This is a genomic window from Phycisphaerales bacterium (assembly GCA_035627955.1).
GTDB lineage: Bacteria > Planctomycetota > Phycisphaerae > Phycisphaerales > UBA1924 > JAEYTB01.
Genome location: DASPKU010000015.1, coordinates 60,372 through 84,748, shown reverse-complemented (window position 1 = coordinate 84,748; position 24,377 = coordinate 60,372). Strand labels below are relative to the sequence as shown.

Genomic DNA, 24,377 nt, shown 5'->3' with positions numbered 1-24,377 from the left:
CGCGGCGGCGGTTACTTGGGAGAGGACCAGGCGGGGGCACGGTCGCCCTCGGGGGCGCGCCCGGGGACGTTGCGGCCGCGGAGGCTGGCGACGTAGGCGGAGACGAGGACGACCTCGTTGGGGTGGAGGGTGAGCTTCTGCGCGGGCATGGCGCCGCCGGCGGCGCCGTTGTTCACGACGGAGAGGATGTCGCCCAGGGCCTTGACGTTCTTGTAGTGGTCGTCGGTGAGGTTGGGGCCGACGAGGCCCTGGCCCTTGTCGGCGTGGCAGGAGGCGCAGGAGCCCTTGAAGATGCTCTCGCCGACGCTCATCCACTTGACTTCGTTCATCATGCGGTGGAGCGTGGGCTCGTCCTGGGCGAGGGTGCCGAGCTCGGCGAACTGCTTCTTGAGGTTGGCGACCTCGGCCTTGGCGTGGACGCTCTCGGGGGTCCACGCGGCGGGGCTGAACTGGAAGAACATGAAGTAGAAGATGGAGAAGACGATGGTGGCGACAAAGACGGCGTGCCACCAGCCTGGCGTGGGGTTGTCGTACTCGCGGATGCCGTCGTAGTCGTGGCTGGTGAGCTGGTCGCGTCCGGGCGCGTTGGAGTTGGTGGGGGTGGTGGGGGCGTGGTCAGACATGCGGGGCTCCTTCGTCGTCGATGGGGAGCGAGGCGGCGCGGGCGATGTCGGCGCGGCTGGTGCGGAGGACGCGCCAGGTCACACCGGCGAAGACGGCGAGGAAGAGGACGAGGGCCATCTTGGGCCACACGGTCAGGTCGAGGTGTCCGAGGATGTCGCTGAGTCTCACTTGCCAACCTCCTTCGCGGTGTCGGCGGCGGGCGCGGCGGCCGGCGCGTTCTTGATGTCGGTGCCCAGGCGCTGCATGTAGGCGATCAGCGCGGTCACCTGCCTGGTGGCGACGCCCTCGGGGCCGCCCTGCTGGGCGATGTTCTCGCCGATGCGGGCGGCCTGCTCGCGGGCGCTGGCGGCGGCGTGGCCTTCCTTCACCGCGTCGCCGTAGGGCACGCCGAGCATGGCCATGCCGTCGACGCGGGCCTGGACGGCCTCGAAGTCCAGCTCATCCTCGAGCAGGTGCGGGTAGGCGGGCATAATGGAGCCCTTGGTGATCTGGGCCGGGTCCTTGAAGTGCAGGTAGTGCCAGAGGTCCGACTGCTTGCCGCCCTCGCGGGCGAGGTCGGGCCCGATGCGGCGGCTGCCCCACTGGAACGGATGGTCATAGACGAACTCGCCGGGCTTGCTGTACTCGCCGTAACGCTTCGTCTCGGCGAAAATCGGGCGGATCATCTGCGAGTGGCAGTTGTAGCAGCCCTCGGCGACGTAGATGTCGCGCCCGGCGAGCTCGAGGGGGGTGTAGGGTTTGACGGAGGTGATGGTGGGGACGTTGGAGCGGATGAGGAACGTGGGGATGATCTCGAAAAGCGACGCCACGCCCACGGCAATGATGGTCCAGACTGTGAAGCGGAGGGGCAGGCGCTCCCAGCGGCGGTGCCAGGTGCCCTGGAGGAACATGTCGAGCTTGCGGCCGGCCTCGATGTTGCCGGTCAGCCTGCTGCTGCCGACCTCGTCGGCGTAGCGGGCTTCCCTGGCGAGCGGCGCGAGGGCCGCGGCCTGATGCACGGGGACGTCGTAATTCGCGGGGCGGCTGCGCCAGGTCATGAGGAAGTTGACGCCGGCGAGGACGATGCCCGCGACGTACATGAGGCCGCCGATGAGGCGCACCCAGTAGTGGGGCTGGATGGCGTTGACGGACTCGATGAAGTCCGGGTAGGCGAGGCGGCCGGTCTGGTCGAAGGCGCGCCACATAAGGCCCTGCGTGATGCCCGCCCAGTAGATGGCGGAGATGTACAGCAGGATGCCGATGGTGCCGAGCCAGAAGTGGGTGCTGGCGAGCTTCCTGCTCCACAGCGGGGTCTGGAAGAGGCGGGGCAGGAGCCAGTACATCATGCCGAAGGCCATGAAGCCGTTCCAGCCCAGGGCGCCGCTGTGCACGTGGGCGATGGTCCAGTCGGTGTAGTGGCTGAGCGAGTTGACGCTCTTGATCGAGAGCATGGGCCCCTCAAAGGTCGCCATGCCGTAGAACGTGATGCCCACGACGAAGAACTTGAGCACGGGGTCGCTTGAGACCTTGTGCCACGCGCCGCGGAGGGTGAGCAGGCCGTTGATCATGCCGCCCCAGCTGGGCATCCAGAGCATGACGGAGAAGAGCATGCCGAGCGTGCTGGCCCACTGCGGGAGGGCGGTGTAGTGCAGGTGGTGGGGCCCCGCCCAGATGTAGATGAACACCAGGGACCAGAAGTGGATGATGGAGAGGCGGTAGGAGTACACCGGCCGCTCGGCCGCCTTGGGCATGAAGTAGTACATGAGGCCCAGGAAGGGCGTGGTGAGGAAGAAGGCGACGGCGTTGTGGCCGTACCACCACTGCATGAAGGCGTCCTGCACGCCCGCGTACACGGGGTAGGACTTCATGAACACCTCTGTGCTCATGGACTCGCCGGTGGTGAGGAAGTGGTAGAGGCCGATGGGCAGCGAGAGGTTGTTGAAGACGTGCAGGACGGTGACGGTGACGATGGTGGCGATGTAGAACCAGAGGGCGACGTACATGTGCCGCTCACGCCGGTTCTTGATGGTCATGAAGAAGTTGGTGCCGAAGAAGCCCAGCCACACCACTGCGATCATGATGTCGATGGGCCACTCGAGCTCGGCGTACTCCTTGCCCTGGGTGTAGCCGAGGGGGAGCGTGACGGCCGCGGCGACGATGATGGCCTGCCAGCCCCAGAAGTGCAGCCTGCTGAGCGTGTCGCTCCACATGCGGCTCTTGCAGAGGCGCTGGGTGGAGTAGTAGACGGCGGCGAAGATGGCGTTGCCGGCGAAGGCGAAGATGGCCGCGTTGGTGTGCAGCGGGCGGAGGCGGCCGAAGGTGAGCCAGCTGGTGTCGGTCAGCGGCTTGAGGAGCATGAAGGGCTTCATGCCCAGGAACGCCCAGTCGAAAGGCAGGTTGGGGATGACCAGCTGCGCGGCGATCACGACGCCCGCGAGCGTGGCCACCAGCCCCCAGACCAATGTCATCAGCAGGAATTTGCGGACGATGTCGTCGTCGTAGGAGAAGCTCTCGAGCGCGGCGGGTGGGCGCACGCTGGGGCGGGGGGCGGTGTGGGGGTGGTCAGCGGTAATGGCGGGTGACATTGGAGTGGCTGCTCCGGAGGTGGCCCTGGTTCAGTGCGGACGAACTCTACTGAATACATGAGTAACAAGTCAACTGCTTGTCAATGGAGACATCCGCGGCGGGCTCGAATTCGCAGCTTTATCGACGGGGTAGATGGGAACGTGTGCCTGTTCAGGGGACGGCTCGGTCAGGAGCCGTCGAGAGCGCGCGCCCCGGAAGCGCGGAAGCATAGTTGACCTGCCGATCACATATTCGTAGAGTTGGGGCTGATCGGAGGGTTCGTCCATGCTCACGCAGGCGGTCGGATATGCCGCGACGGCTTTGGGTTATGTGGCCGCGGCCGGCGGGAAGCCGGTGCTGGTGAAGGAGGTCGCGGAGGGGTGCGACATCCCCGGGCCGTACCTGGCGAAGATCATCCATTCACTCTCGCGGATGCAGCTGGTGAACACGCAGCGGGGCGTGGGCGGGGGCGTGACGCTGGCGCGTGAGCCGCGGGAGATCACGCTGTTTGACCTGTGCCAGGCGCTGGGCGATCCGATCGTGCAGAAGCGGTGCATGCTGGGCACGGCGGAGTGCTCTGATGAGCGGGCGTGCCCGGCGCACAAGTTCTGGACGGCCCACCGCGGCAAGCAGGTGGAGTTCCTCAAGTCGACCACAATCGCGGACATCGCGGCGTTCGAGACGCGCCGGCGGTGGGGCAAGGGCGTGAAGGGCGGGGCGGTGATGCCGCTGATGCCGACGATCTCGGTGGCCGCCAAGGACCAGTGAACGCGGGTTGCACGCGGAATGTGGTCAGGGGAGAGCGAACATGAAGCGGAGCGGCAAGGCGGGCGCGAAGTCTGGCAAAGCGGTCAACCGCCCGGGCGTGCGCGTGAAGCGTGGGGGCGCGGCGGGGCGGACTGCGGCGTCGGTGACCGCATCGGAGTTCCGGCTGGTGGATGAGCGCGGGCGTGTGCGCGCGGTGTTGTCGAGCGGGAGGGCCGGCCCGAGCCTGGCGATGCTGCACGAGGACGGGGAACTGGCCCTCGAGGTGATGGTCGGTGCGACGGGGCCGACGATCAAGCTGGTGGACGATGGCGGCTCCACGCGGGTGTTCCTGGGTTCTACACGCGGCGGCGCGCGCATGGGCATGACTGACGTGAGCGGCAAGCAGCGGCTGTTCATCGGCGTAAGCCCGGCGGGGAAGCCGGACGTGACGATCTATGACGAGGATCAGCGGCGCGTGTGGGGGCCCACGGCCAAGGCGCGCACGCGGCGCTGATTTGGCGGCTTCAGCGCATCGCGAACACTCTGACGCGGCCGTCGGGGCGAGCCACGACCTCGCCGCCGAAGGCCGCGATGGTGCGGATGTTGGTGGTCGAGTGCTCGGTCAGGCGGCCGGTCATGTACTCGCCGCCGGCGAGGAGGGCGAGCGGGACCATGAGCTGGTCGGCGAGGTGCGGGCCCACGGGGGCCTTGGACGCGATGTACTCGCGGGCCTGGTCGGCTGCCTCGCGGGCGACGGACTCGGCGGAGCGGCCCAGCTCGCCCACGCTGGAGAAGAGCTCCGTCACGTGCTCGTAGCCGAGCTCGATGCACAGGGCGTTACCGGGGCAGAGGGCGTCGCGGACCTCGTGGATGCGGAGCTGGTCCTCGGGCAGGCCCAGGCGCTCACCGACGACGGTCAACTCGCGGTCGCCGATGGAGGCGGGGAGCTTGGAGATGATGGCGCGCGCGGCATGGGTGGTCGCGCGCCCGCGCTCGAGCAGAGCCAGCGGGCGCGGCGTGGCGGTGGGCTGCACCTCCACGACGAGGCGGCCGCCGCCGGCGGGGAAGAAGCCGGGGCGCTCCAGGTGCGCGGTGATGGTGGGGCCGAGCTGGTTGAGCAGCGGCACGAGCACGCGGGCGAAGAAGTCGAAGGGCGGGGCGGCCTTGTTGTAGGTGCCGCCCTCCACGGTGATGCGCGAGGGGTAGTCGGCCCGCTGCAGCGGCGGCAGGATGGCCTGGAGCACCATCGTGGTGCTGCCGGCGGTGCCGATGGGGAAGTGGTAGGCGCCGGGGGTGACGGCGCTGGGCGTGAAGGTGACGTCCATGGAGCCGACCTCGTCCCCGGTGACCTCGGCGGCGCAGATGGAGGCCGCGGCGCGGACGCAGGTGAGGTGCTGACGCTTGAGCCCGGGCTTGTCGCGCCCGGCGCGGATGTTGGCGATGCGGAAGGGCTTGCCGGTGGCCATGGAGAGCGCGAGGGAGGAGCGCAGGATCTGGCCGCCGCCCTCGCCTTGTGAGCCGTCGATGTGGATCATGGCTGAGTCCTTCACGATATCGCGGGCGCGCCCATCGCGCCGCGTCTGAGAGTTAGAATCAGGGCGCTGGTGTCTCCACCAGCGCCCTCAGGGAGCGTGCCTCATCAGTCGATGAAGCGCAGGTGCTGCATGGCGGCAGCACGGTTCTCGGTGTTCATCAGCACCTCGTGCCAGCACCACAGGTTGATGGTGGCGTGGTCAGGGTGGCGGATGCGTCCCTTGACGTAGACCCGCATGTTGATGCGGGCCGACATCCAGTTCCGGCGCGCCAGTTCCGGATACTCGGTCATCAGGCGGCGGTACCGCTGCTCGCTGAGCCACTCGCCCCGCATGTAGTCGCGGTTGGAGTAGACATTCTCGCCGCCGGTGCGGTAGCCGAACTCGGCGAAGTGGGGTTTGCCGCCGCCGCGCGAGAGCATCTCGTTGCGGTTGACGAACTCGTCGTCGACCGTGAAGCCCTCGCGGGGGAGGAAGAACCACTCGCCCTGACGGCGGTACGCCTCGGTGTGGCGGGAGCCGAGCTCCCGCCCCTTGACGCCGCGCTTGGCCGCCTCGGCCCGGACCTCGGGCGGCATCAGCGCCGCCATCGCGGAACGGACGTCGGAGACGCCGCGGTCCTCGGGGACGGCGGCGGCGAACCACTCGCGCTCGTCGTGACCGCAGAGGTACTTGTGGACCGAATCGGTCCCGAGCACCTTGCAGACCAGGAGCAGGTGGCGCTTGTCCTCCTGCACCTGGGGGACGCACAGCCGGACGCCGTCGCCGGCCGCGACGGTGAAGAACTGCCCCTTGCGGTCGCGGAGGATGTTCACCGAGATCCGGCGCGGATCGTTGGTGAACGTCGAGAGCCGGACCCGAGCGCCCATGCGCTCGAAGGGGCGGGTGAGATGGATGGCATCATCCATGGGAAACTCGCTTTCGCGTTGTGTGCACCGCGGGTGCGCAGTGATGGCGCACGCCGCGGGCGCGGGGTTGGTGTGAGAACGTGCGAGCCATGGGCGCGGCGGTACCACGCGGCCTGTGTTGCAAGGGCGCGGAGGATCGCCGTGTCAGGGCTCAGGAATGTGGGTTGGCCAGTGGCGGTATCACTGACGGTGTGGCCTGGGGCGCACCGTGAACATCGGGCCGTCCCACGCGGCCTCGCTGGGCGAGCACATTGTGAGGGGGCCGGTGATTACCGAGAGGATGCGGGCAATGGGTTAATGCACTGCATGGGTTTCACCTGTGGTTGGGGAGGAAAATACCGGGGATTTCAGCGTTGTCAAGCAGCGGAGCGATTTTTTTGCTTGCGTGCATGGTTGCTCCGTGTGTGAAGCGCACCGAGATGAAGACATCTCGGTGGCACGACAACAGTTCACTCTCGTCAGTCGTCGGCCTTGTCGCTGTCTTTGATCACGAAGCGGGCCTTGAGGCGGGCGACCTCGCTGGCGAGGCCGGCCTGCTTGACGCTGCGGAGCACCTCTTCGAAGTCCTTGTACGCGCGGGGTGCTTCGTCGCGCGGGTAGTTGCGGCAGTTGGTGAGGATGTCCGCGGCGTCGAAGCTCGCATCGATGGACCTCTGGTCGAGGGTCTTGTTCGCGGCCGTGCGGCTCATGCGGCGGCCGGCGCCGTGGTTGACGCTGTAGCAGGAGAGCGACGCGCCGGGCTCGGCGACCATGACGCTCGAGCCGTCCTGGGGGTTGCCCGGCAGGAGGATCGGGTGGCCGGTGGACGCGAAGGGCGTGTCGCGCAGTGCGTGGTGGCCCGCGGGGAACGCGCGGGTGGCGCCTTTCCGGTGCACCCACGCGGGCTTGTTGTTGACGATCTCCTGGCGGGCGATGTTGTGGCTGATGAAGTAAACGAGGTGGCCCCTGGTGCCCGGGAGCACTTCCTGGAAAGCCTCGAGCACGAGCGCGTTGATGAGCATGTGGTTGACGGTCGCGAAGTTCGCGCCCATGGCCATGTCGTCGAGGTACGCGTCGGCCTCGGGCGTGCCGAGCGGCGCGTGCACCATGTGGCGGTCCCCGCCGGGGAGCTGGATGCCCCAGGTCGCGAACTTCTGGTTCATGGCCTTGAACTGGCCGTCGGCCAGGAGGGCACCCCAGCCGCGGCTGCCGCAGTGGGAGAGGAAAGCGACGTGCCGGTCGCGCAGGCCGAAGACCTCCGCGGCGGTGCGGGCGCGCTCGGTGTCCTCGACGTGCACGACCTCGGCCTCGCCGAAGTGGTTGCCGCCGCCGTAGGAGCCCAGCTGGCGGATCTTGCTGGCGAAAAGCTCGTAGGCCTGCGGGGCCGCGGTGTGGCGGGCGAGCCGCTCGCGCAGGGCGTCAGCGGTGCCGTCGTGGCCCAGGTGGTGGCTGTCCTCGCAGCGCTGGGCCCACTCGGTGGGGATGCCGAGCTCGGTGAGCACGCCCGCGGAGGCGCCCTCGGTTACGACACGCTGGCCGAGCGTGGCGTCCACGTAGCGGCCCTTGCGGGCCTCGCGCTGGCCGCGGCCGGTGCCGGTGGGGGTGCGCTCGAGGATGGCGTTGATGAGGGCGCGCCGGAGCTTCTTGTCGGCGATGACGTCCTCGGGGATGTCGAGCTGGAGCAGGCTCAAGCTGCACTTGATGTCGACGCCGACAGGGCCGGGGTAGATGTGCGTGGGTGAGACGAGCACGCAGCCGATGGGCGCGCCGTAGCCGGCGTGGGCGTCGGGGTTGAGGATGATGTCGGTGACGCCGGGGGCGAGGCGCGAGTTGATCGCCTGCTGGATGCAGAGCGTGTCGAAGCCGTCGCGGATCGCCTTGGTGGCGATCACGGTGATGGGCGGCGTCTTGCCGTTGGCGACTGGGAGGATGGCCGTGGCCTCGCCGGTCTCGATGAACGGTGAGGGCGGCGTGCTGGTCGTCGCGGCGGGGGCCGTGACGGCAGGTGAGCTGGGGGTGTCGGGGTCGGTGGTCATGTTGATGATTCCATTGGGCTGGTGTGTGTCGGTCCACGACGACGAAGGGCGATGAGAGGTTTTTTCCCGCTCTACCACTGAGCTACAGACCCGTGCGTGTTGAAGCGGATCTGGCGGGACTCGAACCCGCGACCTGGACCTCCTTAAGGTGTACTCCCATCAGGGCATTCGTCGTGGACCGTCGCACACCGACGGCCGCTCGTTTCCTCAAGTTCAGCGGTCCTCCGCGGCGACAAGGTTGGCGAGAGCTTCCCGGTTACCCGGGGCGGGATTCGAACCCGCGAGCGCTTGCGCGCGACCAATGTACTCCCGCCGGCATTCGCCGCGTCCGACCGTCGATCATGTGATCGCTGCTCCTTGCTTTCTCTGTGGCCGCCGCGGCGACGAGTGGTTGGTGAGAGGGTTGTTGGATGTACTCCCACCGGCATTCGCCGCGTCCGACCGACATTTGCTATCCCACGCGGGACGGGGTCCGGGCCGACGAGGTGTTCATGAGACGTTACAACTTGAATGTAGTCCCAGGAGCATTCGGCCCGGACCCCGCCCGCGTGCCAAGCGAGGCGGGGACTATGTCACTGATTGTCTGACTGCATCAGATCGTCTCCTGTTCGATCACGCCGACCCAGTGGTTGGGGCCGAGCGTGTTGCTGTGGAAGGCCGCGATCACGCTGAACACCGAGTCGGCGAAGCCGCCGATGTTCAGGATGTCGGAGGACTCATGGGCCTGGGTCGAGCCGTGGGGCTGGATGTCCAGGCACACGAGCTTGGCCGCGGGGTTGCGACGCTTGAACTTCGCCCACTCGTCCATGGTGGCGGTCGAGCGGGAGAGTCCCGAGAAGCCCTTGCTGTCGACCCACGACTCGTTGTCCGAGACGAAGATCACCAGGTCGGCCTTCTCATTGTGGCGGTTGAGCCACGCGAGCGGCGCCGAGCAGTTGGTCCCGCCCGACGGCAGGCTCGCCAGCCGCTGGGCGTTGGTCATCACGCTGTCGCGCGGGTTGAGGTCCGCCTTCAGGACGTCGTCGGAGAAGGGGAGGACCCGGGCCTGCGGGTTCTTCCGCAGGACCGCCGCGCTCACGAGCGCCGCCACGTCGATGCACCGCACCTTCGTGGTCGAGCCCTTGCGGTGCCCCGTCACCGGGGACTGCATGGAGCCCGACACGTCGGGGAGCACCCAGACGCGCCCGTCGATCGCCGGCACGTTGCCGACCGCGACCTCCATCGCGTCCTGGAGCGCCTCGCGCAGGCCGCGCGGCACGTCATCCCCCGTGTTCGCGTACGCGGCCATGAGCTGGTACGGGAACACGCGCGCATTCGCCACCTCCACGGGGCTGCGGAGCTTCGCGGCCAGCTGCGGCACGATGCTCCCGTCCTTGAACGCGTCGTGACGCGTGAAGGTGTTGAGGTTCATCCGCAGCTGCTGCCAAGACGCCTTGCGGGCCAGGGCCATCCAGTGGCGCTTCTCGAGCGCCAGGCCGGTCAGCATGTCCATGGGGACGTCAGGCATGTCGCTGCTGGTGAACATCGAAGGGTTCGCCTTGAAGGCCTCGTACTGCTTCACGAGCTCGGGCAGGTCTTCCACGTTGTGGGGCTTGCCGAGGATGTAGCCGTACAGGGCCGCGCGGGACGCGGTGAGGGGCTTGGGGTGGACCATTTTGATGATGTCCGCGAGCGACGGGTCGTTGCCGACCGAAGCGCGGAAGAGCTGCTCGTCGGTGCGGGTCTCGAGCCACTGGAGCACGAGGCGCTTGGGCAGGGTGCCCAGGCTCTTGCGCGCCACGGCGCCCGAGCGCATGATCTGCACGAAGTTGCGGAGCATCTTCGGGCTGTCGATCACGCGGTCGAACACCTCGGCCATGAGGCCGGGGGACACCACGCTGAGCACCGCGACGAGCAGGGCCGGCATGTCCTTCATGTGGCTCTTGCTGCGGGTGTACAGCGCGACCTTGGCGACGAACTCGGGCTCCACGGCGGAGGCGAGGTCGATCACGATCTTGAGCTGGTCCTCGGCGCTGGCGTAGAACGTGGAGTTGAGGCAGCCGGTCGCGGCGTACTGCGCGAGCATCTGCTTGGGGCTGAGCTTGTAGGCGATGCCGCGCGCCTCGTTGACGGTGTCGGCCTCGGGGAGCAGGCGGGCGAGGGTGGACTGGAAGAGCGACTTGTTGGCCATGGGGCACCTCCGGTTCGGGCCCTGGTGGGGCCCGGCATCCCGCGGCCACTGCGGCCGTGCGGGCGATGGGGAGATGCATTGCGAGCGGCGTGCCAGAGGCCGAAACCGCTTTCCTGCGGCGGGAATGAGGGTGGACCCGGGGAAGTGCTCGCGCGGACGAGCCGATCTGATAGAGTGGTTATCCGAATGGATAAGGCCCGCCGGCGGGCGTGTGGAGGTGGGTGATGGGTCGCAAGACGGTGGTGATCGGGCTGCTGGGCACGACGCTGGATACCGGGCGCAACGAGAAGCGCTGGGAGCGGTGGCGGCCCACGGTGTCGCTGTGTCAGCAGGAGGACCTCGCGGTCGACCGGCTGGAGCTGCTCTACCCGCGCATGGCGGAGAGCCTGACGCGGACGGTGTGCGAGGACATCAAGCAGGTGTCGCCGGAGACGGAGGTCAAGTGCCACCTGGTCAACCCGAGCGATCCGTGGGACTTTGAGGAGGTGTACACCGCGCTGCACGACTTCGCGGACCAGTACCCCTTCGACACGGAGCGCGAGGACTACTACATCCACATCACAACCGGCACGCACGTGGCGCAGATCTGCCTGTTCCTGCTGACCGAGACGCGGAAGTTCCCGGCGAAGCTGATCCAGACCAGCCCCCGGAACAAGCACGCGGGGAGCGAGGGTGAGTACAAGGTCATCGATCTGGACTTGTCGAAGTACCACCGCATCGCGGCCCGGTTCCAGCGCGAGTTCAAGGACAACATCACTGGGCTGAAGTCGGGGATCGCGACGCGGAACCGGACGTTCAACCGGCTCATCGAGGAGGTCGAGCACGTCGCCGCGAACTCGGCAGACCCGATGCTGCTGATGGGGCCCACGGGCGCCGGCAAGAGCCAGCTGGCGCGGCGCGTGTACGAGTTGCGGCGGCACCGGAACCTGGTGACGGGGGCCTTCGTGGAGGTGAACTGCGCGACGATCCGCGGGGACGCGGCGATGTCCACGCTCTTCGGGCACAGGAAGGGCGCGTTCACCGGCGCGGCGAGCGACCGGCCGGGGCTGCTGCGCTCGGCGGACAAGGGCGTGCTGTTCCTGGACGAGATCGGCGAGCTGGGGCTGGACGAGCAGGCGATGCTGCTGCGGGCGATCGAGGAGAAGCGGTTCATGCCCCTGGGCGCGGACCACGAGGTCTCGAGCGAGTTCCAGCTGATCGCGGGGACGAATCGAGACCTGCTGACGCGGGTGCGCTCGGGTGAGTTCCGCGACGACCTGCTGGCGCGGATCAACCTGTGGACGTTCTGCCTGCCGGCGCTGCGCGAGCGTGTCGAGGACATCGAGCCGAACCTGGACTATGAGCTCAACCAGTACGCAAAGCGCACGGGGAGGACGGTTCGGTTCAGCACTGAGGCCCGCGCTGCGTACCTGCGGTTTGCCACCAGCGCGGATGCGGTCTGGGCGGGCAACTTCCGGGATCTTTCGGCGTCGGTGACGCGGATGGCGACGCTCTCCGCGAGTGGGAGGATCACGGAGGAGGTCGTCGCGGCGGAGGTGGGACGGCTGCGGCAGGGGTGGTCGGGCGCGGGTCCGGGCGAGGACCCGTGCGCGCGGGCGCTCGGTGAACAGGAGGCATCGAAGCTGGATCGTTTCGATCGTGTGCAACTGGCGGATGTGCTGACCGTGTGTGCAGTGTGCGGGACCTTGTCGGAAGCGGGGCGTCAGCTGTTCAGTCAGTCGCGCGCACAGCGCACGAGCCTGAACGATGCGGACCGCCTCAGGAAGTACCTGGCGCGGTTCGGGCTCAAGTGGGACAGCAGCACGGCGGGCGTGGTGCGCGCGAGCTGAGGCGGTCGAGGCGCTCCGAGATCAGACGGTCGCGTGCGGGCGGGCGGTAGCGAGGTCGTGCTCGGCGGCCCATTGGCCGAGGTCCCGCCCCTGGATGGCCGCGGCCATGAGGTCGGGGAAGCGGTCGGGCGTGCAGGCGAAGCTGGGGATACCGAAGCTCGCCATGGCCGCGGCATTGTTCTGATCGAACGTTGGGGCGCCGGTGTCGCCGAGGGCGAGCAGGGTGACGAACTTGACGCCCGAGCCGGCGATCGACGCGGCCCGTTTGAGCATCTGGGCGTTGTCGCCGCCCTCGTAAAGGTCCGTGATGAGTACCAAGATGGTGTCGCGGGGGCGGTTGATGAGGGTTTCGCAATAGGCGAGCGCGCGGTTGATATCGGTGCCGCCGCCCAGCTGCACGCCCATGAGCACGTCGACAGGGTCCGCCATTTTCTCGGTGAGGTCGACGACGCTGGTGTCAAACGCAACCACATGCGACCGGAGGGCGGGGATCGACGCGAGCACGGCGCCGAAAACACCTGAGTAGACGACGCTCTGGCCCATGGAGCCGGACTGGTCGATGCACACGATGATGGTGCGGAGCTCGTTCCGCCTGCGGCCGTACCCGATGCGGGTCTCAGGGACGATGGTCCTGTACTCGGGCTGGTAGTGCTTGAGGTTGGCGCGGATCGTCCGGTTCCAATCGATCTCGCCGTGGCGAGGGCGGCGGGTGCGGGTGGAGCGCTTGAGCGCCCCGATAACGGCCTGACGCATGGGCGCGTCCAGCTTCTTCTGGAGATCGCGAACGACGCGCTGCACGATGAGCCGGGCAGTGGCCTTCGCCTTCTGCGGGATCACGCCACTCAATGACATAAGCGTGGTCACGAGGTGGATGTCCGGTGTGATCGCGTCGAGCATCTCCTTCTCAAGGAGGAGGCTGCTCATGCCAAGTCGGTCGATGGCGTCCTTCTGCATGACGCGCACAACGGAGCTGGGGAAGTACTCGCGGATGTCGCCGAGCCAGCGGGCGGCAGTGGGGGCCGACGCGCCGAGCCCGCCGCGCCGGCCGCCGCCCATGCCCGGCTTGGGGTCGTAGAGCGCGCTCATGGCGTTGTCCATTGCCTCGTCGCGCCCGGTGAGGCGGATACCGATCCCGTCGGAGGCGTCGCCGCCCAGGAGCATGCGCCAGCGCTTGAGCCGTTCCTGCGGGTCGATGGGCGGGGGCGTCGTCATGCTTCCTTCCCGAGGATGAGGTTGAGAACGGGTTCCACCAGCGAGCCGCGGGCGGGGTCGTAGTCTTCAACTGCTGCTGCGTGGGTGGTTGTTGTGGGGCCGGGTGCGCCCGCGCGCTTGAGACGCTCGCCGATCTGCCGGCGCTCTGGGGGCTCAAAGCTCGAGAACGTGCGGCGGGCAATCGGGCAGACCTGATCGAAGATCTCCGGCCGCAGCGTTGTGACCCACTGGTCGATGATGGCGAGCAGGCGGTCGTCGTGAGCGAGCACCATGCCCGATCCGGCAAGGAAACCCTCGAGCCAGGCCGAGGCCTTGGCGGGGTCGTTGCCGGGCGAGAGCGCGAGCGAGAGGTGGCCGGAGGCATCCTCGGTCGATGAGGCCCCCGAGTCGAGCAGGATGCGCCAGCAGCGGCCGACAACCAGGCCGTGCATGTCGGCGTTGCCGACCCGTCGGAGAGCATCGTGCCACGGGGTTGTCAGGGCGGGGTCGTCGAGCATCGAGAGTGAGCCCTGCACGTCGTCGATGCGGCTCCGCATGGCGTGCGCGGCGTCGTCATCGAGCGCCCCGCAAGCCGGGAGCAGGCCGGTGCAGATCCGGGTGAGCAGCCCTGCCACGAGCGGCGCCACGAGCGCGGCGTCGGTTTTGCGGACGTTGCCATATCGGAGCACGCGTGCGAGCGGCGGGAGCGCCACCATCAGAGTGCCCACATCTGCGCCGACGGCGGAGAGCTCCTGGATGCGCGCGACGAGGTGCTCCACGGCTGCGGGAAGGTCCGCGAGCATGACGTGGTCGAGCATCGTCGTGAGCGCGGCGAGGCTGGAAGCATGCTGGGTGTGGTGGCGGACGCAGGCGGCCGCGGCGTCGAGCACCGTATTGCCGTACCGTGCGGCCTCGATCACCGCGACGGCGAAGTCGGCCCTCCATTGCAGGCGCCAGACCTCGTGGAACGAGCTGGCGCGTTGACGCTGGTCGGCCTCGAGCTTGCCCCAAGGAATGCCGAGGATTGCGAGGCGGTGCAGGAGTCGGCTGCGCGCGAGGTCGATGTCCTTGCGCTGGTCGAGGTCGAGGAGCTGATCGTCGGCGGTGACCTTGAGGCGGAGCGACTTCTGCTCCGCAGCGAGGTCGCGCTGGAGCGGAACGGCGGGGGCGTCCTCGGGCACCTCTCCAAGGCGCACGCCGATGATGAGCTTGCGCTCAATGACCTTCATCGGGAGCGGGTTCGCGTGGCAGAGGATGGCCAGGGTGGCCTCACTGAGCTCGGGCAGGCCGGCGATAGAGTGGCCGCGGAGAGCGGCGAGGGAGTCGGCGAGGCGGACAGCCTCGATCACGCTCGCGGGCGATGCGTCGAGGTCCTCGTCGCGCATGAGGCGCGCGACCTTGGTGAGCCAGGTTTCGGAGAAGCGGGCGTGGTTGAGCCAGAGGTGCTCGTACCAGCCGGGGCTGAGCACGCCCGCGCCGTAACCGGAGAACATGGACAGGCGGTCGTAGGTCCAGGGCACCCAGGTCGCGGTGGTCTTGCGCCTCGTCAGCGGCCTGAGGACCTCGTCGTCGGCCTTCACGGGTTTGTGCTTCAGTGCGTCCGCCGTGAGCACCGGCGCGTGCCACGCGCCGCAGACGACAGCCACACGCTCGTGCTCCTTGAGGGCGGCGCGGATGCAGCGTCGCATGTGGGCCTCTCGGGCGGGCTCATCGGGGTCGTTACGGAGTGCCGAGGGCCGAGTGCCGGGCGCCGAGTGTGGTGGTGAAGTGTCGCGGGTGGAGCGGAGCTCGGCCATCGCTTCGCGGATGGCGTCGAAGACGGCGAGCGGGTCGTGGTCGCCGCGACGTTCCTCGATGAGGCGGCCCCACCAGGCCTCGCCGTCGGGGTAGCCGGCGGCGAGGGCGAGCTGATCGAGAGGATCGAGTGCGGAGTGCTGGGTTCCGAGTTCGGAGTTGGGCTCTGGCGCGCTCTTGTCGCTCGGCCCTTGGGACTCGGGACCCGGCCCTCGGGACTCGGAACTCGGCAGTTCCTTACCCCGCAGTGCCTGCGGCAGGTCGATAAACGACACCCTCGCCGCGTTCTGCTGCCCCCAGCGGATCGCCTGCCACTCGGGCGAGAACTCCGCGAAAGGGTAGTAGCTCGCATTGCGAGGCTCGTCAGGCTCGTACACCAGCAGCGCCACGGGCGGCTTCATGCCCGTGGCGGCTGCAAGCGGAAGAACTTGCGCGGCATCGGGCGGACCCTCGACCAGCACCGCGTCCGGCCGCAGCTTCTCGAGAGCGCGCACGACCATGCGGGCCGAACCTGGCCCGTGGTGGCGAATCCCAAAAACGTGCAGCTCACCGGGCATCTATTACATCACGTCCTTGCACGCCCGGTACAGGTCCTTCCAGCCGTCGCGTTCCTTGATCACCGTCTCGAGGTACTCCTGCATCACGATGCGGTCCTGCACGGGGTCCTTGATGATTGCGCCGATGATGCTGCTGGCGACGTCAGCTGCCCGAAGCTTGCCGTCGCCGAAGTGGGCCGCGAGCGCGGACCCGTTGGTGATGACGCTGATGGCCTCGGCCGTGCTGAGCGTGCCGCTGGGCTGCTTGAGCTTGCTCTTCCCGTCCGTGGTCTTCCCATCGCGCAGCTCGCGGAAGATGGTGACCACGCGCCGGATCTCATCCATCGCGGGCGTCTCCGCGGGGATCTCGAGGGCCTTGCCCATCTGCACCACGCGCCGCTGCACAATGTCCACCTCTTCGTCCATCGTCTCGGGCACGGGGAGCACGACGGTGTTGAAGCGCCGCTTCAGGGCGCTCGACAGCTCGTTGACACCCCTGTCGCGGTCGTTGGCGGTCGCGATGATGTTGAAGCCCTTGACCGCGCGCACCTCTTCGTTGAGCTCGGGGACGGGCAGCGTCTTTTCGGAGAGGATCGTGATCAGCGTGTCCTGCACATCACTGGGGACGCGCGTGAGCTCCTCTACGCGCACGATCTTGCCCTCGGTCATGCCGCGCATCACCGGGCTGTGGACCAGGGCCTCTCGGCTCGGGCCCTTGGCGAGCAGCAGGGCGTAGTTCCAGCCGTAGCGGATCGCTTCTTCGGGCGTGCCGGCGGTGCCTTGGACCATGAGAGTCGAGTCGCCGCTGATAGCCGCGGCGATGTGCTCGCTCACCCAGCTCTTCGCAGTGCCGGGAACGCCCAGCAGCAGCAGTGCGCGGTCGGTGGCGAGGGTGGCGACGGCGATCTCCATGAGGCGGCGATTGCCAATGTACTTGGGCGTGATGACCGTGCCGTCGGCAAGCGTGCCGCCGACGAGGTAGGTGACCACGGCCCAGGGTGACAGCCTCCACTTCGGCGGGCGCGGGCGGTCATCGGCCTTCAGGAGCGCCGCGAGCTCGGCGGCGAACTGCCGCTCGGCGGTGTCCCGGAGCGTGGCGGGGGATGGTGCGGGTGCGGCCGTCTTGCTCACGCTTTGAACTCCTTGTGCATCTCCGCCCGGAGGCGAAGCTTGTCGATGGTCTTCTGGATCGTGTTGCTGGACTCGGCGCTGAACATTGCGGCGAGGGTCTGCTCCATGGCGTCCACGGCAGTGGGAGAGAGCTTGCGGACCATGGCGTCGATGGGACCGGCGAGCAGCCAGGCGTCGGGCTTCTTGGAGGTCGCGTGCTTCTGGAACAATGCGAGGATGCGGGTGGAGAGCGCGGGCGACCAGGGGCCGGGGAGGGCCGCGAGCGCGGCGAGCACGTCGTAGAACGTGAGCTTGGGGGCCTCGATGATGCGGGATACGAGGGCCTCCTGATCATCCTGGGTAAGCAGTGGCCAAAGGGTGGTGAGCTCCAGCACCTTCTTGGGCTCGAGTGCGAGCACCGTGCGGGCGACGGGGCCAGCCCACTCGGGGCTGCGGGCGAGCTGCGCGGCGCGGGTGATCGCGTCGAGCGCGTCGGTGACGTCGTCCTGGTCCAAGCTCTCAAGGACGCGCTCGGGCGGCAGTCCGGACACTTCGGTCCAGACTTTGAGATCGGCTCCCGCCAGGACCTGCCTGGTCCACCACGCGCGCTTGCCGCCTCCGCCGGAGGGCTGCTCTTCGATGCCGTCGCGGTCCCAAGCTTGGTCGTACTCCGCCGGACGAGCCAGCGTGATGACGACGCCGCTCGTGAGTGCACCCTTCTTCTTGTCGGCCTTGATGATGGTGCGGGCGAGCGCGGTCATGCGGGCGCGCAGGCGGGAACCCTGGATCGTGATCAGCGCGGCCGCAGCGGCACGACGGACGCTCTTGGCCCGATCATCGAGGGCGGACTCGAGGAACGGCTCGTCGAGCATCGACGCGTCTGCGAGCAGGGCGTCGATGAAGCGGCGCCGATCGTCCGCGCCATCATCGGCCCACGTGGACCGCACGAGCCCGAGGGCCCGGGCCGGGTCATGGCGGCGAATCGTGGTCAGCAGGGCCGCACGTTCTGCGCCAGTGCCAGTCTGCCACAACTCGTCCGCGTGAGCGGGGACGGCGGTGACGGCCACGGGCTTGCGCCACTCGGGGTTGAGCGACGCGAGCCACTGGCCGCGTGCGCCAGTTGCCGCGAACACCGCCTCGGAGCGGCGCGGCTGGCGGGACCACCACTCGAGAAGGTCAGTGACACTGCGGTCAGCGACACGAACGCCGCGATCCTGCGCGAGCGTGGCCCATTCTTCGATGAGCCCCGCGTCCGGGTCGGTGAGCAGTCGGTCGAGGATTGCGCCTGCGCCGGGGCTTGCGGCGGGGCTGGCGTCGTCTGGGCAGGTGGGCAGCGGTGTGCCCGCGGGGACCGGCTTGAACCCGGCGCGGGCGCGGGTGGCCGCGCGGGCGGCGCGGGTGAGCACTAGAGACGGCTGTTGCTGATCGCGGCTGAGGCCGACGAGCACGCCGGGGATCAGCTGCTTGAGCACCTGCGGCGGTGATTGTGCGGCAGCTTGCGTCATGCGGCCCCCCTTGGGGCGACGTCCTCGTACCCCGCCGGAGTTATCACGCTGAGGGGCAGGAAGTTCTCGCCGTCCCACTCGCCGGTGATGAGCGCCGGCCTGCCACTCGTGGCTGAGAGGAGTCGCCAAAGGTGAAGCGTGCGGGCGAAAGCAGGGCTGATTGGCAGGGCCGCACCCGAGCTGTCCGCGATCAGCCATCTGCTGCCGTGCTGCACAAGCCCCCCCCCCGCGAGCACCATCGGCCACCGGAACATCCAGGGCTGCTGCGCGAGCGCACCCGCATAGCCGCTGAGCGCAGCCTCGATTGAACCGTCAGCCGCTCCCTCGGGCAGTTGGGTGAGGGAGGCGCCCGCATCGCGCGACTTGATCAGTGCCCGCTGCGGCAGGCGCGACGGGTAGAACCCTACTTCGCCCTCAAACTCCACGCCTGCGACGAGGCTCGTGTCCAGCGGCTGGAGCCCCGCAGCAAAGTCCAGGACGAGGGCTCGCCGGCCCGTTCCGCGGCCCAGCAGCCACGTCCGCCGCGAGCGCAACCGGTCCTCCTCCTCGATCAGCTGCGCGATCACGCACCAGCGGTCCTGCACGCCGGGGGCGGCCAGCACCTCGTCCTTCGACTGCGTGTAGCCCAGCGCGGTGCGGACGTCCGTGCCCAGTTCCGGCGGCAGCGACCCGAGCTGCTCCGCGGCGGCGAGCAGCAGGTGCAGCCGCGAGAGATGGTCGAGTATTCGCGCCTCCCAGCCATCACCTGAGACGAGCAGTTCGGGTGTGCGCCGCACATACCCCGCGAGGCCGGGCGCCTGCGCATCCACGAGTCGAGCGGCTGTCTTCTCCATCTCGCTCAGCGCACTGCCCGAGCGCGCCGCCGCGAGGCCGCGCCGCAACAGGTCATCCAACCACAAGCGGCACCCCGCTACGCCTTCGCGGACGCGCGCATCGCGCTGCGCCGCGCGCTTCGCCTGGGCCTCGAGGTCGACTGGCTTCTCGGCCACGGCCTTGGCCTTCTCGACCTTCTTCTCCTGCTTCTCTGCCCGGCCCTCGATCCACTCGCTGACCCAGCCGGGCTCGTCCTGCTCCTTGAACGCGCTGGGTTCCTTTGCCCATAGGAGCATCAGCCCAAGGCCGTGCTTGCAGGGGAACTTGCGGCTCGGGCAGTTGCACTTGAACGCCGGGCCGGTGAGGTCCACGCGGATCTGGTAAGGGTCCTTGCCTGAACCCTGGCACAGGCCCCACACGGCCCGCCCGCTCCGCCCGACGCTGGTCCACTTCTTGAGCGCACACAGCCCCTGCCCCGCGGTGGCAGAGGCAGCATCTGGCGCGAGCGCGAGGACCTGCTGCTGGGTGAGCGGCTGCACGTAGGGGAGTCTAATGAAGAGGGCACGGTTGGGGAACCGCGCCCTTCATGCCGCCACGTGATTGGAAGCTGAAAGCGGGCGAGGGGATTCGAACCCCCGACGTACAGCTTGGAAGGCTGTCACTCTACCACTGAGTTACGCCCGCGTCGGCAGGATGATACGCGGGGCTACTCGACCAGGAACGGGTTGCCGGTGGTGGAGATCTGGTTCTGACCGGTGATGGTCAGCGTTCCCGAGCCGGACACGTTGAGGCGCCAGACGAGGAGCTTGACGCCGCCCGAGCCGCCGCTGGAGGTGATGTTGAGCTGCGCGCTGGGGATGTAAATGGTGCCGTTGGGGATGGCGGTGCCGGAGACGGGGAGGCTGGACGCGGCGGTGTTGCCGCGCTGCTGGAAGATGGTGACGCCCTGGTAGAGCCCGGAGGTGGGGGGGTTGAGCAGAAGGGTCATGCCGTCGCTGTTGAAGCCCATGTTGGCGGAGCCGCGAAGGAAAATCATGACGCCGTTGCCGGTGACGCTGGCCTGGCTGTTGGCCTCAAAGTCGTCATCGAGGATGTAGATGCCGGGGTTCATGACGAGCGTGCCGCGGACGTTGATGCCGCCGGGGTAGTAGCCGGGCTCAAGGGTGCGGGTGTTGCCGGTGCCGACGACCACCTTGTTGGTCTCGACGGCGGGGCCGGGGGTGGGCTCGGGAAGCCACGCCATGGGGTCCGACTGCGGAGCGCGGTTGGTCGCGAGCTGGCCGGTAAGGTGGGAGATGTCGGGGATGGAGCTGGTGGTGATCGCGAGCGCAGGGGTGTCGAGAATGGACGAGCCGCCAAGGCGGGTGCCGTTGGGGTGGCTGGAGTTGACGAGGACGCCGCCGTTGGGGACGCGGATGCGGGCGGAGCCGGTGAGGTCCAGCGCGTACTCGCCGGTGGGGTCCATCACGAGGAGCGCGGGCGACACGGAGACGTTGATGCTGGCCACCGCGTCGCGTGTCATATCCATGGTCGGCGAGCCGTAGGCGGCACCGAAGAGGAGGGGCACGGCGCCGTGGGCGGTGCCGGTGCGCCGGGCATGGGCGCGGACCGCATTGGGAAGAACGCCGGAAGCGGTGAATACCTTGGTCGAGGGGTGGAAGTAACCGACCTCGACGTCTGTGTTCTGGTCGAAGGTGAGGCTGGAGCCTGCGGCGGAGTTGGCCGCACCGGCCGTTGAGGCGCGGGCGCGGGCGGTGGCCTGGTCGGTCGCGACAGTTTGTGCACCGGCGAGGGCCGCAGCGTCAGCGCCGTTCTGGAGCTGGTTGCCGACGAGCACGGCGTAACCGGTGTCGAGCGCGAGGCCAACGAGCGAAAGCATCACCACGATGGCGATGCTCACCCAGACGATGGCAATACCCCGGCGCCCACCCTTCATATGAAAGTGCTCCCGCACGCAGATGTGGAGAGTCTACGGCAGGACGCCGTGGGTTCAAGGGAAAGTTGTGGATGCTTGGTCGATGTGCGCAAACCCAAACGGATCACGCACTTGCGAATGAGGACGCCAATAACCCTTTGGAAGCGTGCACCGCATGGTAAGATCGGCGGTCTGTGCAGGTTAATGCCCCGTTTTGTGCAATGACTTGTCAGGATCGGTGGTTGGGACGGCTAAAGGTGAGTACACATTGGGCGTGCTCAGCATGCACCGCACTGAGGGCAACGGTCGGGTGGAGACCCGGTAACCGCCTCAGGTGAACGGACTTACCTCAAGGACGAAAGCGGTTGACCGGTTCGTGAACGGCTCTGCCGGCGGGAACGCCGCGGGGGCGATTCCGGGGACGTTGTCCCCGCATCCTGGGAACCCTGGCAGCAGAGGCGCGCGTGCGGCTCGGCGGGGGGCTTGAAGAGCCGGCGGGGACTTCCCAGGCCGGACAGCTGAAGAAAGGAACGTCACATGACCAAGATTCTGAACCGTTTCGCCAAGGACGAGCGCGGCCTCGAGACCATCGAGTACGCGATTGTCGCCGGCCTCATCGTCGCGGGCGTGGTGGCCATCGTCGCCGCCATCGGCACGTGGGTGCACGGGAAGTGGAACGGCCTGAAGACCAGCCTCGGCGCCTGAGCCGTGGGAGAGAGGGGGCTCGTGGCCCCAGACACCAACCCGGCAGGGGCAACCTGCCACAACTCTAGAAGGAGATTGCCATGTCGAAGATTCTGAACCGTTTCGTGAAGGATGAGCGCGGCCTCGAGACCATCGAGTACGCGATCGTCGCGGGCCTCATCGTCGCCGGCGTGGTGGCCATCGTCGCCGCCATCGGCACCTGGGTCCACGGCAAGTGGAACGGCCTGAAGAGCGAGCTCGGCGCCTAATCGCGCCAGAGGCCGCGAGGCCTCGACAAGCCAGCCGAGGGGCACCGGAAACGGTGCCCCTTCGGTTTCTATCCCCCGGCGGGGCGTATGGCCGGGAACACCGGATTAGGGAGGATGCGGTGCTCACGACCCTTTGGAACAGCTCGCAGCCCGCGCTCCAGTGGGCGGTCCCGGCCGTGGCCGTGCTTGTTGGTGCGGCGACGGACCTGCATGCGCGCCGGCTGCCCAACTGGCTGACGGCGGGAACGTTCGCGACGGGGCTGGCCTTCGCCGCCTGGTCGGGCGGTGTGGCGGGGGTTGCGGATGGGCTTCTGGCGTGCGTCGCCCTTGGGCTCCCCTATGTGCTGCTGTTCCTGTTCGCGGGGGGGGGCGCGGGCGACGCCAAGCTGATGGGCGCTCTTGGCGTGTGGCTGGGTGTCATCAACGGCGGGATCGTTCTGGGGGCGGTGGCAGTGTCGGGGATTCTCCTTGGCATCGGATATGCGATAGCGACCGGTAAGACCCGCGAGGTCGCGGGCAACATCTCGGGCATGGTCGTGGGATGGGCGGGTCACGCCGTCGCCCGTACCGTCCCCGCGGCAGCGGAGGCGGAGGCGGGAGTGGAACCTGGGCGTGAGGAGCCGCAAACCGTGCCGTACGGGGTGGCGATTTGCGCGGGGCTGCTCGTCGCGGGCATCGGGGTCTTCTTATGGCGCGGATGAGGAAGACACGTCAAGGTGGTGCGCGGCGTGGGGCGGCCCTCGTCGAGATGGCCATTGTTGCGCAGCTGATGATCCTGCTGGTGCTGGGGGTAATCGAGTACGGCTGGTGCCTGCTGAAGTGCCAGCAGCTCTCCAACGCGGCGCGGGTGGGGGCGCGGGCTGGGGCGCGGTACGGGTCTACTTCTACTGACATCACCAACGCCGTGAGCACCGCGATGACGGCGTCGGGGATGGCATCGAGCGGTTACACGCTGACGGTGACGCCCGCGAACCCGGGGACGCTGGGGGCGGGGCAGCTGCTGACGGTTGACATCACTGTTCCCTACGCGAATGTTGACGCGGTGGGTATCGTTCTGATTCCAACCCCGACCACGATCCGTGGGCGGGTGGTCATGGCCCGCGAGGGGCCATAAGGCGGAGCACGTATGAAGCTGCAATACCTGGGGCTGGTGGGGCTTGGCGTCATCTGCGCGTTGTGCGCGACCCTGCTGGTGATGTTCAACCGCTCGGCGCCCGCGGCGGTGAGCGATGACGTCGACGTGATCGTGGCCGGCAAGGACATCGAGCCGATGACGAAAGTCACCGAGGAGATGTGCGAGGTCAAGAAGATCTCGCGGGCCCAGGCGCCCAAGAGCGCGATCGCCACGATGACCAAGGTGGTGGGGCAGGTGATCACGGTGAAGCTGGTGAAGGGGCAGCCCTTCACCGAGGCGGTCTTCGCGCCGGAGGGGTCCGGCTTCTACATCGCTTCGATGCTGCCCCCGGGCAAGCGGGCGTTCCCGATCGCGGTGGCGGACTACTCGATGCTGGACGGGCTGCTGTACCCGGGCTCGAACGTGGACGTGATCGCGTCGTTCGACATGCGCAGCAAGGGTGACGCGAAGCAGGGCGTGCTGTCCAAGACGCTGCTGCGGAACATCACGGTGCTCGCCATCGACAACCGGACGATGGCGTCGCCCCTCGATGAAGAGCAGCCCAAGAACATCGACGCCAACCGTCGCAAAGTGACGCTGCTTGTCTCGCCCGAGCAGGCCGAGAAGCTGCGGCTGGCGATGGACTTCGGGAGCATCTCGCTGGCTCTGCGCGGGCCGACCGACACGGCCGAGGATTCCTCGCGGGTGACGCGCCTGGAGGACATCGGCCTGCCGCCCGAGCTGCTGGAGGGTGACTCCAAGATGCTGGCGGTGCGGGATGTGCCGCAGCAGCCCATGGCGGCGACGCCAGCCCAGGCTCCGACGCCGGCTCCGGGCACCCTGCCGGCGGGTGTGTTCGCTCTGACCAGCGAGCCCCAGCGGCCGGCCGTGCCCGCGCCGAGGGAAGAACCCGAAGAAGAGATCGAATACGAGCTGCCGATGTGGGTGACAACCGTCCTGCGCGGCGGCGCTTCGTCGCAGAACTCGTTCCCGATCCCCGGGGCCGAGCCGGTGCCGGTCAAGAAGGTGAAGCCGAAGCCGGTTGACAAGAAGACGGTCGAGGCTGCGAGGCCGTAG

The 24,377-nt window shown here is 68.1% G+C and carries 21 protein-coding genes and 1 tRNA gene; 8 read left to right on the top strand and 14 right to left on the bottom strand.

The features are described 5' to 3' along the window. Positions 1-11: 11 nt before the first annotated feature. From VD997_13140 to ccoN, 3 genes are read right to left on the bottom strand one after another with little or no spacing between them, the layout of a single operon-like run. Positions 12-623, bottom strand: a complete 612-nt coding sequence (locus VD997_13140) for a cbb3-type cytochrome c oxidase N-terminal domain-containing protein (GenBank protein ID HYE62934.1) — start codon at positions 621-623, stop codon at positions 12-14. Beyond that, positions 616-792, bottom strand: a complete 177-nt coding sequence (locus VD997_13135; GenBank protein ID HYE62933.1) for a hypothetical protein — start codon at positions 790-792, stop codon at positions 616-618. Before VD997_13135 ends, VD997_13140 begins: the two co-directional genes overlap by 8 nt. Further along, positions 789-3,188 (bottom strand): cytochrome-c oxidase, cbb3-type subunit I, encoded by a 2,400-nt coding sequence (ccoN, locus tag VD997_13130; protein ID HYE62932.1) that lies wholly within the window; start codon positions 3,186-3,188, stop codon positions 789-791. The genes VD997_13135 and ccoN overlap by 4 nt, the downstream gene beginning before the upstream one ends. A 265-nt stretch (positions 3,189-3,453) precedes the next feature. On the opposite strand from ccoN, the gene VD997_13125 reads away from it, so the two are divergent. After that, complete coding sequence (locus VD997_13125) at positions 3,454-3,936, top strand: Rrf2 family transcriptional regulator (GenBank protein ID HYE62931.1); 483 nt, start codon at positions 3,454-3,456, stop codon at positions 3,934-3,936. A 40-nt stretch (positions 3,937-3,976) separates the two neighbouring features. Then, positions 3,977-4,429, top strand: a complete 453-nt coding sequence (locus VD997_13120) for a hypothetical protein (protein ID HYE62930.1) — start codon at positions 3,977-3,979, stop codon at positions 4,427-4,429. A 10-nt stretch (positions 4,430-4,439) separates the two neighbouring features. Here VD997_13120 and rtcA read toward each other — a convergent pair whose 3' ends face one another. The 4 genes from rtcA to VD997_13100 all read right to left on the bottom strand — a co-directional run bounded on the left by rtcA (position 4,440) and on the right by VD997_13100 (position 10,540). Beyond that, positions 4,440-5,450, bottom strand: a complete 1,011-nt coding sequence (gene rtcA / locus VD997_13115; GenBank protein ID HYE62929.1) for an RNA 3'-terminal phosphate cyclase — start codon at positions 5,448-5,450, stop codon at positions 4,440-4,442. Between the two features lie 104 nt (positions 5,451-5,554). Further along, positions 5,555-6,355: a hypothetical protein gene (locus VD997_13110; protein ID HYE62928.1), complete on the bottom strand. Its 801-nt coding sequence runs from the start codon at positions 6,353-6,355 to the stop codon at positions 5,555-5,557. A 458-nt stretch (positions 6,356-6,813) separates the two neighbouring features. Beyond that, on the bottom strand, positions 6,814-8,370 hold the full coding sequence (locus VD997_13105; protein ID HYE62927.1) for an RtcB family protein: 1,557 nt from the start codon (positions 8,368-8,370) through the stop codon (positions 6,814-6,816). Positions 8,371-8,962: 592 nt separating this feature from the next. Continuing rightward, positions 8,963-10,540 (bottom strand): hypothetical protein, encoded by a 1,578-nt coding sequence (locus VD997_13100; protein HYE62926.1) that lies wholly within the window; start codon positions 10,538-10,540, stop codon positions 8,963-8,965. A 224-nt stretch (positions 10,541-10,764) separates the two neighbouring features. Here VD997_13100 and rtcR point away from each other — a divergent pair, with 224 nt between their 5' ends. Then, positions 10,765-12,369, top strand: coding sequence for an RNA repair transcriptional activator RtcR (gene rtcR, locus VD997_13095; GenBank protein ID HYE62925.1), 1,605 nt, complete (start codon positions 10,765-10,767; stop codon positions 12,367-12,369). Positions 12,370-12,390: 21 nt separating this feature from the next. Here the strand turns inward: rtcR and VD997_13090 are convergent, their stop codons facing one another. The 7 genes from VD997_13090 to VD997_13060 form a co-directional block, all read right to left on the bottom strand. Further along, positions 12,391-13,581 carry a VWA domain-containing protein gene (locus VD997_13090; GenBank protein ID HYE62924.1) on the bottom strand — a complete coding sequence of 397 codons (1,191 nt, stop codon included), beginning with the start codon at positions 13,579-13,581 and terminating at the stop codon, positions 12,391-12,393. Then, positions 13,578-15,854 carry a DUF5682 family protein gene (locus tag VD997_13085; protein HYE62923.1) on the bottom strand — a complete coding sequence of 759 codons (2,277 nt, stop codon included), beginning with the start codon at positions 15,852-15,854 and terminating at the stop codon, positions 13,578-13,580. The genes VD997_13090 and VD997_13085 overlap by 4 nt, the downstream gene beginning before the upstream one ends. A 60-nt stretch (positions 15,855-15,914) precedes the next feature. Beyond that, positions 15,915-17,021 carry an AAA family ATPase gene (locus tag VD997_13080; GenBank protein HYE62922.1) on the bottom strand — a complete coding sequence of 369 codons (1,107 nt, stop codon included), beginning with the start codon at positions 17,019-17,021 and terminating at the stop codon, positions 15,915-15,917. Further along, on the bottom strand, positions 17,018-18,505 hold the full coding sequence (locus VD997_13075) for a DUF5691 domain-containing protein (protein HYE62921.1): 1,488 nt from the start codon (positions 18,503-18,505) through the stop codon (positions 17,018-17,020). Before VD997_13075 ends, VD997_13080 begins: the two co-directional genes overlap by 4 nt. After that, positions 18,502-19,857: a hypothetical protein gene (locus VD997_13070; GenBank protein HYE62920.1), complete on the bottom strand. Its 1,356-nt coding sequence runs from the start codon at positions 19,855-19,857 to the stop codon at positions 18,502-18,504. The genes VD997_13075 and VD997_13070 overlap by 4 nt, the downstream gene beginning before the upstream one ends. A gap of 73 nt (positions 19,858-19,930) precedes the next feature. Continuing rightward, positions 19,931-20,002: transfer RNA gene (locus VD997_13065), tRNA-Gly, on the bottom strand. Positions 20,003-20,024: 22 nt separating this feature from the next. Next, positions 20,025-21,254 carry a pilus assembly protein TadG-related protein gene (locus tag VD997_13060; protein ID HYE62919.1) on the bottom strand — a complete coding sequence of 410 codons (1,230 nt, stop codon included), beginning with the start codon at positions 21,252-21,254 and terminating at the stop codon, positions 20,025-20,027. A 516-nt stretch (positions 21,255-21,770) separates the two neighbouring features. Here VD997_13060 and VD997_13055 point away from each other — a divergent pair. From VD997_13055 to cpaB, 5 genes are all read left to right on the top strand, one after another. Then, positions 21,771-21,938, top strand: a complete 168-nt coding sequence (locus VD997_13055) for a hypothetical protein (protein HYE62918.1) — start codon at positions 21,771-21,773, stop codon at positions 21,936-21,938. Between the two features lie 80 nt (positions 21,939-22,018). Next, positions 22,019-22,186 carry a hypothetical protein gene (locus VD997_13050; GenBank protein HYE62917.1) on the top strand — a complete coding sequence of 56 codons (168 nt, stop codon included), beginning with the start codon at positions 22,019-22,021 and terminating at the stop codon, positions 22,184-22,186. A gap of 119 nt (positions 22,187-22,305) precedes the next feature. Beyond that, positions 22,306-22,887 carry an A24 family peptidase gene (locus VD997_13045; protein HYE62916.1) on the top strand — a complete coding sequence of 194 codons (582 nt, stop codon included), beginning with the start codon at positions 22,306-22,308 and terminating at the stop codon, positions 22,885-22,887. Further along, positions 22,884-23,300: a TadE/TadG family type IV pilus assembly protein gene (locus VD997_13040; protein HYE62915.1), complete on the top strand. Its 417-nt coding sequence runs from the start codon at positions 22,884-22,886 to the stop codon at positions 23,298-23,300. The genes VD997_13045 and VD997_13040 overlap by 4 nt, the downstream gene beginning before the upstream one ends. A 12-nt stretch (positions 23,301-23,312) precedes the next feature. Beyond that, complete coding sequence (cpaB, locus tag VD997_13035; protein HYE62914.1) at positions 23,313-24,377, top strand: Flp pilus assembly protein CpaB; 1,065 nt, start codon at positions 23,313-23,315, stop codon at positions 24,375-24,377.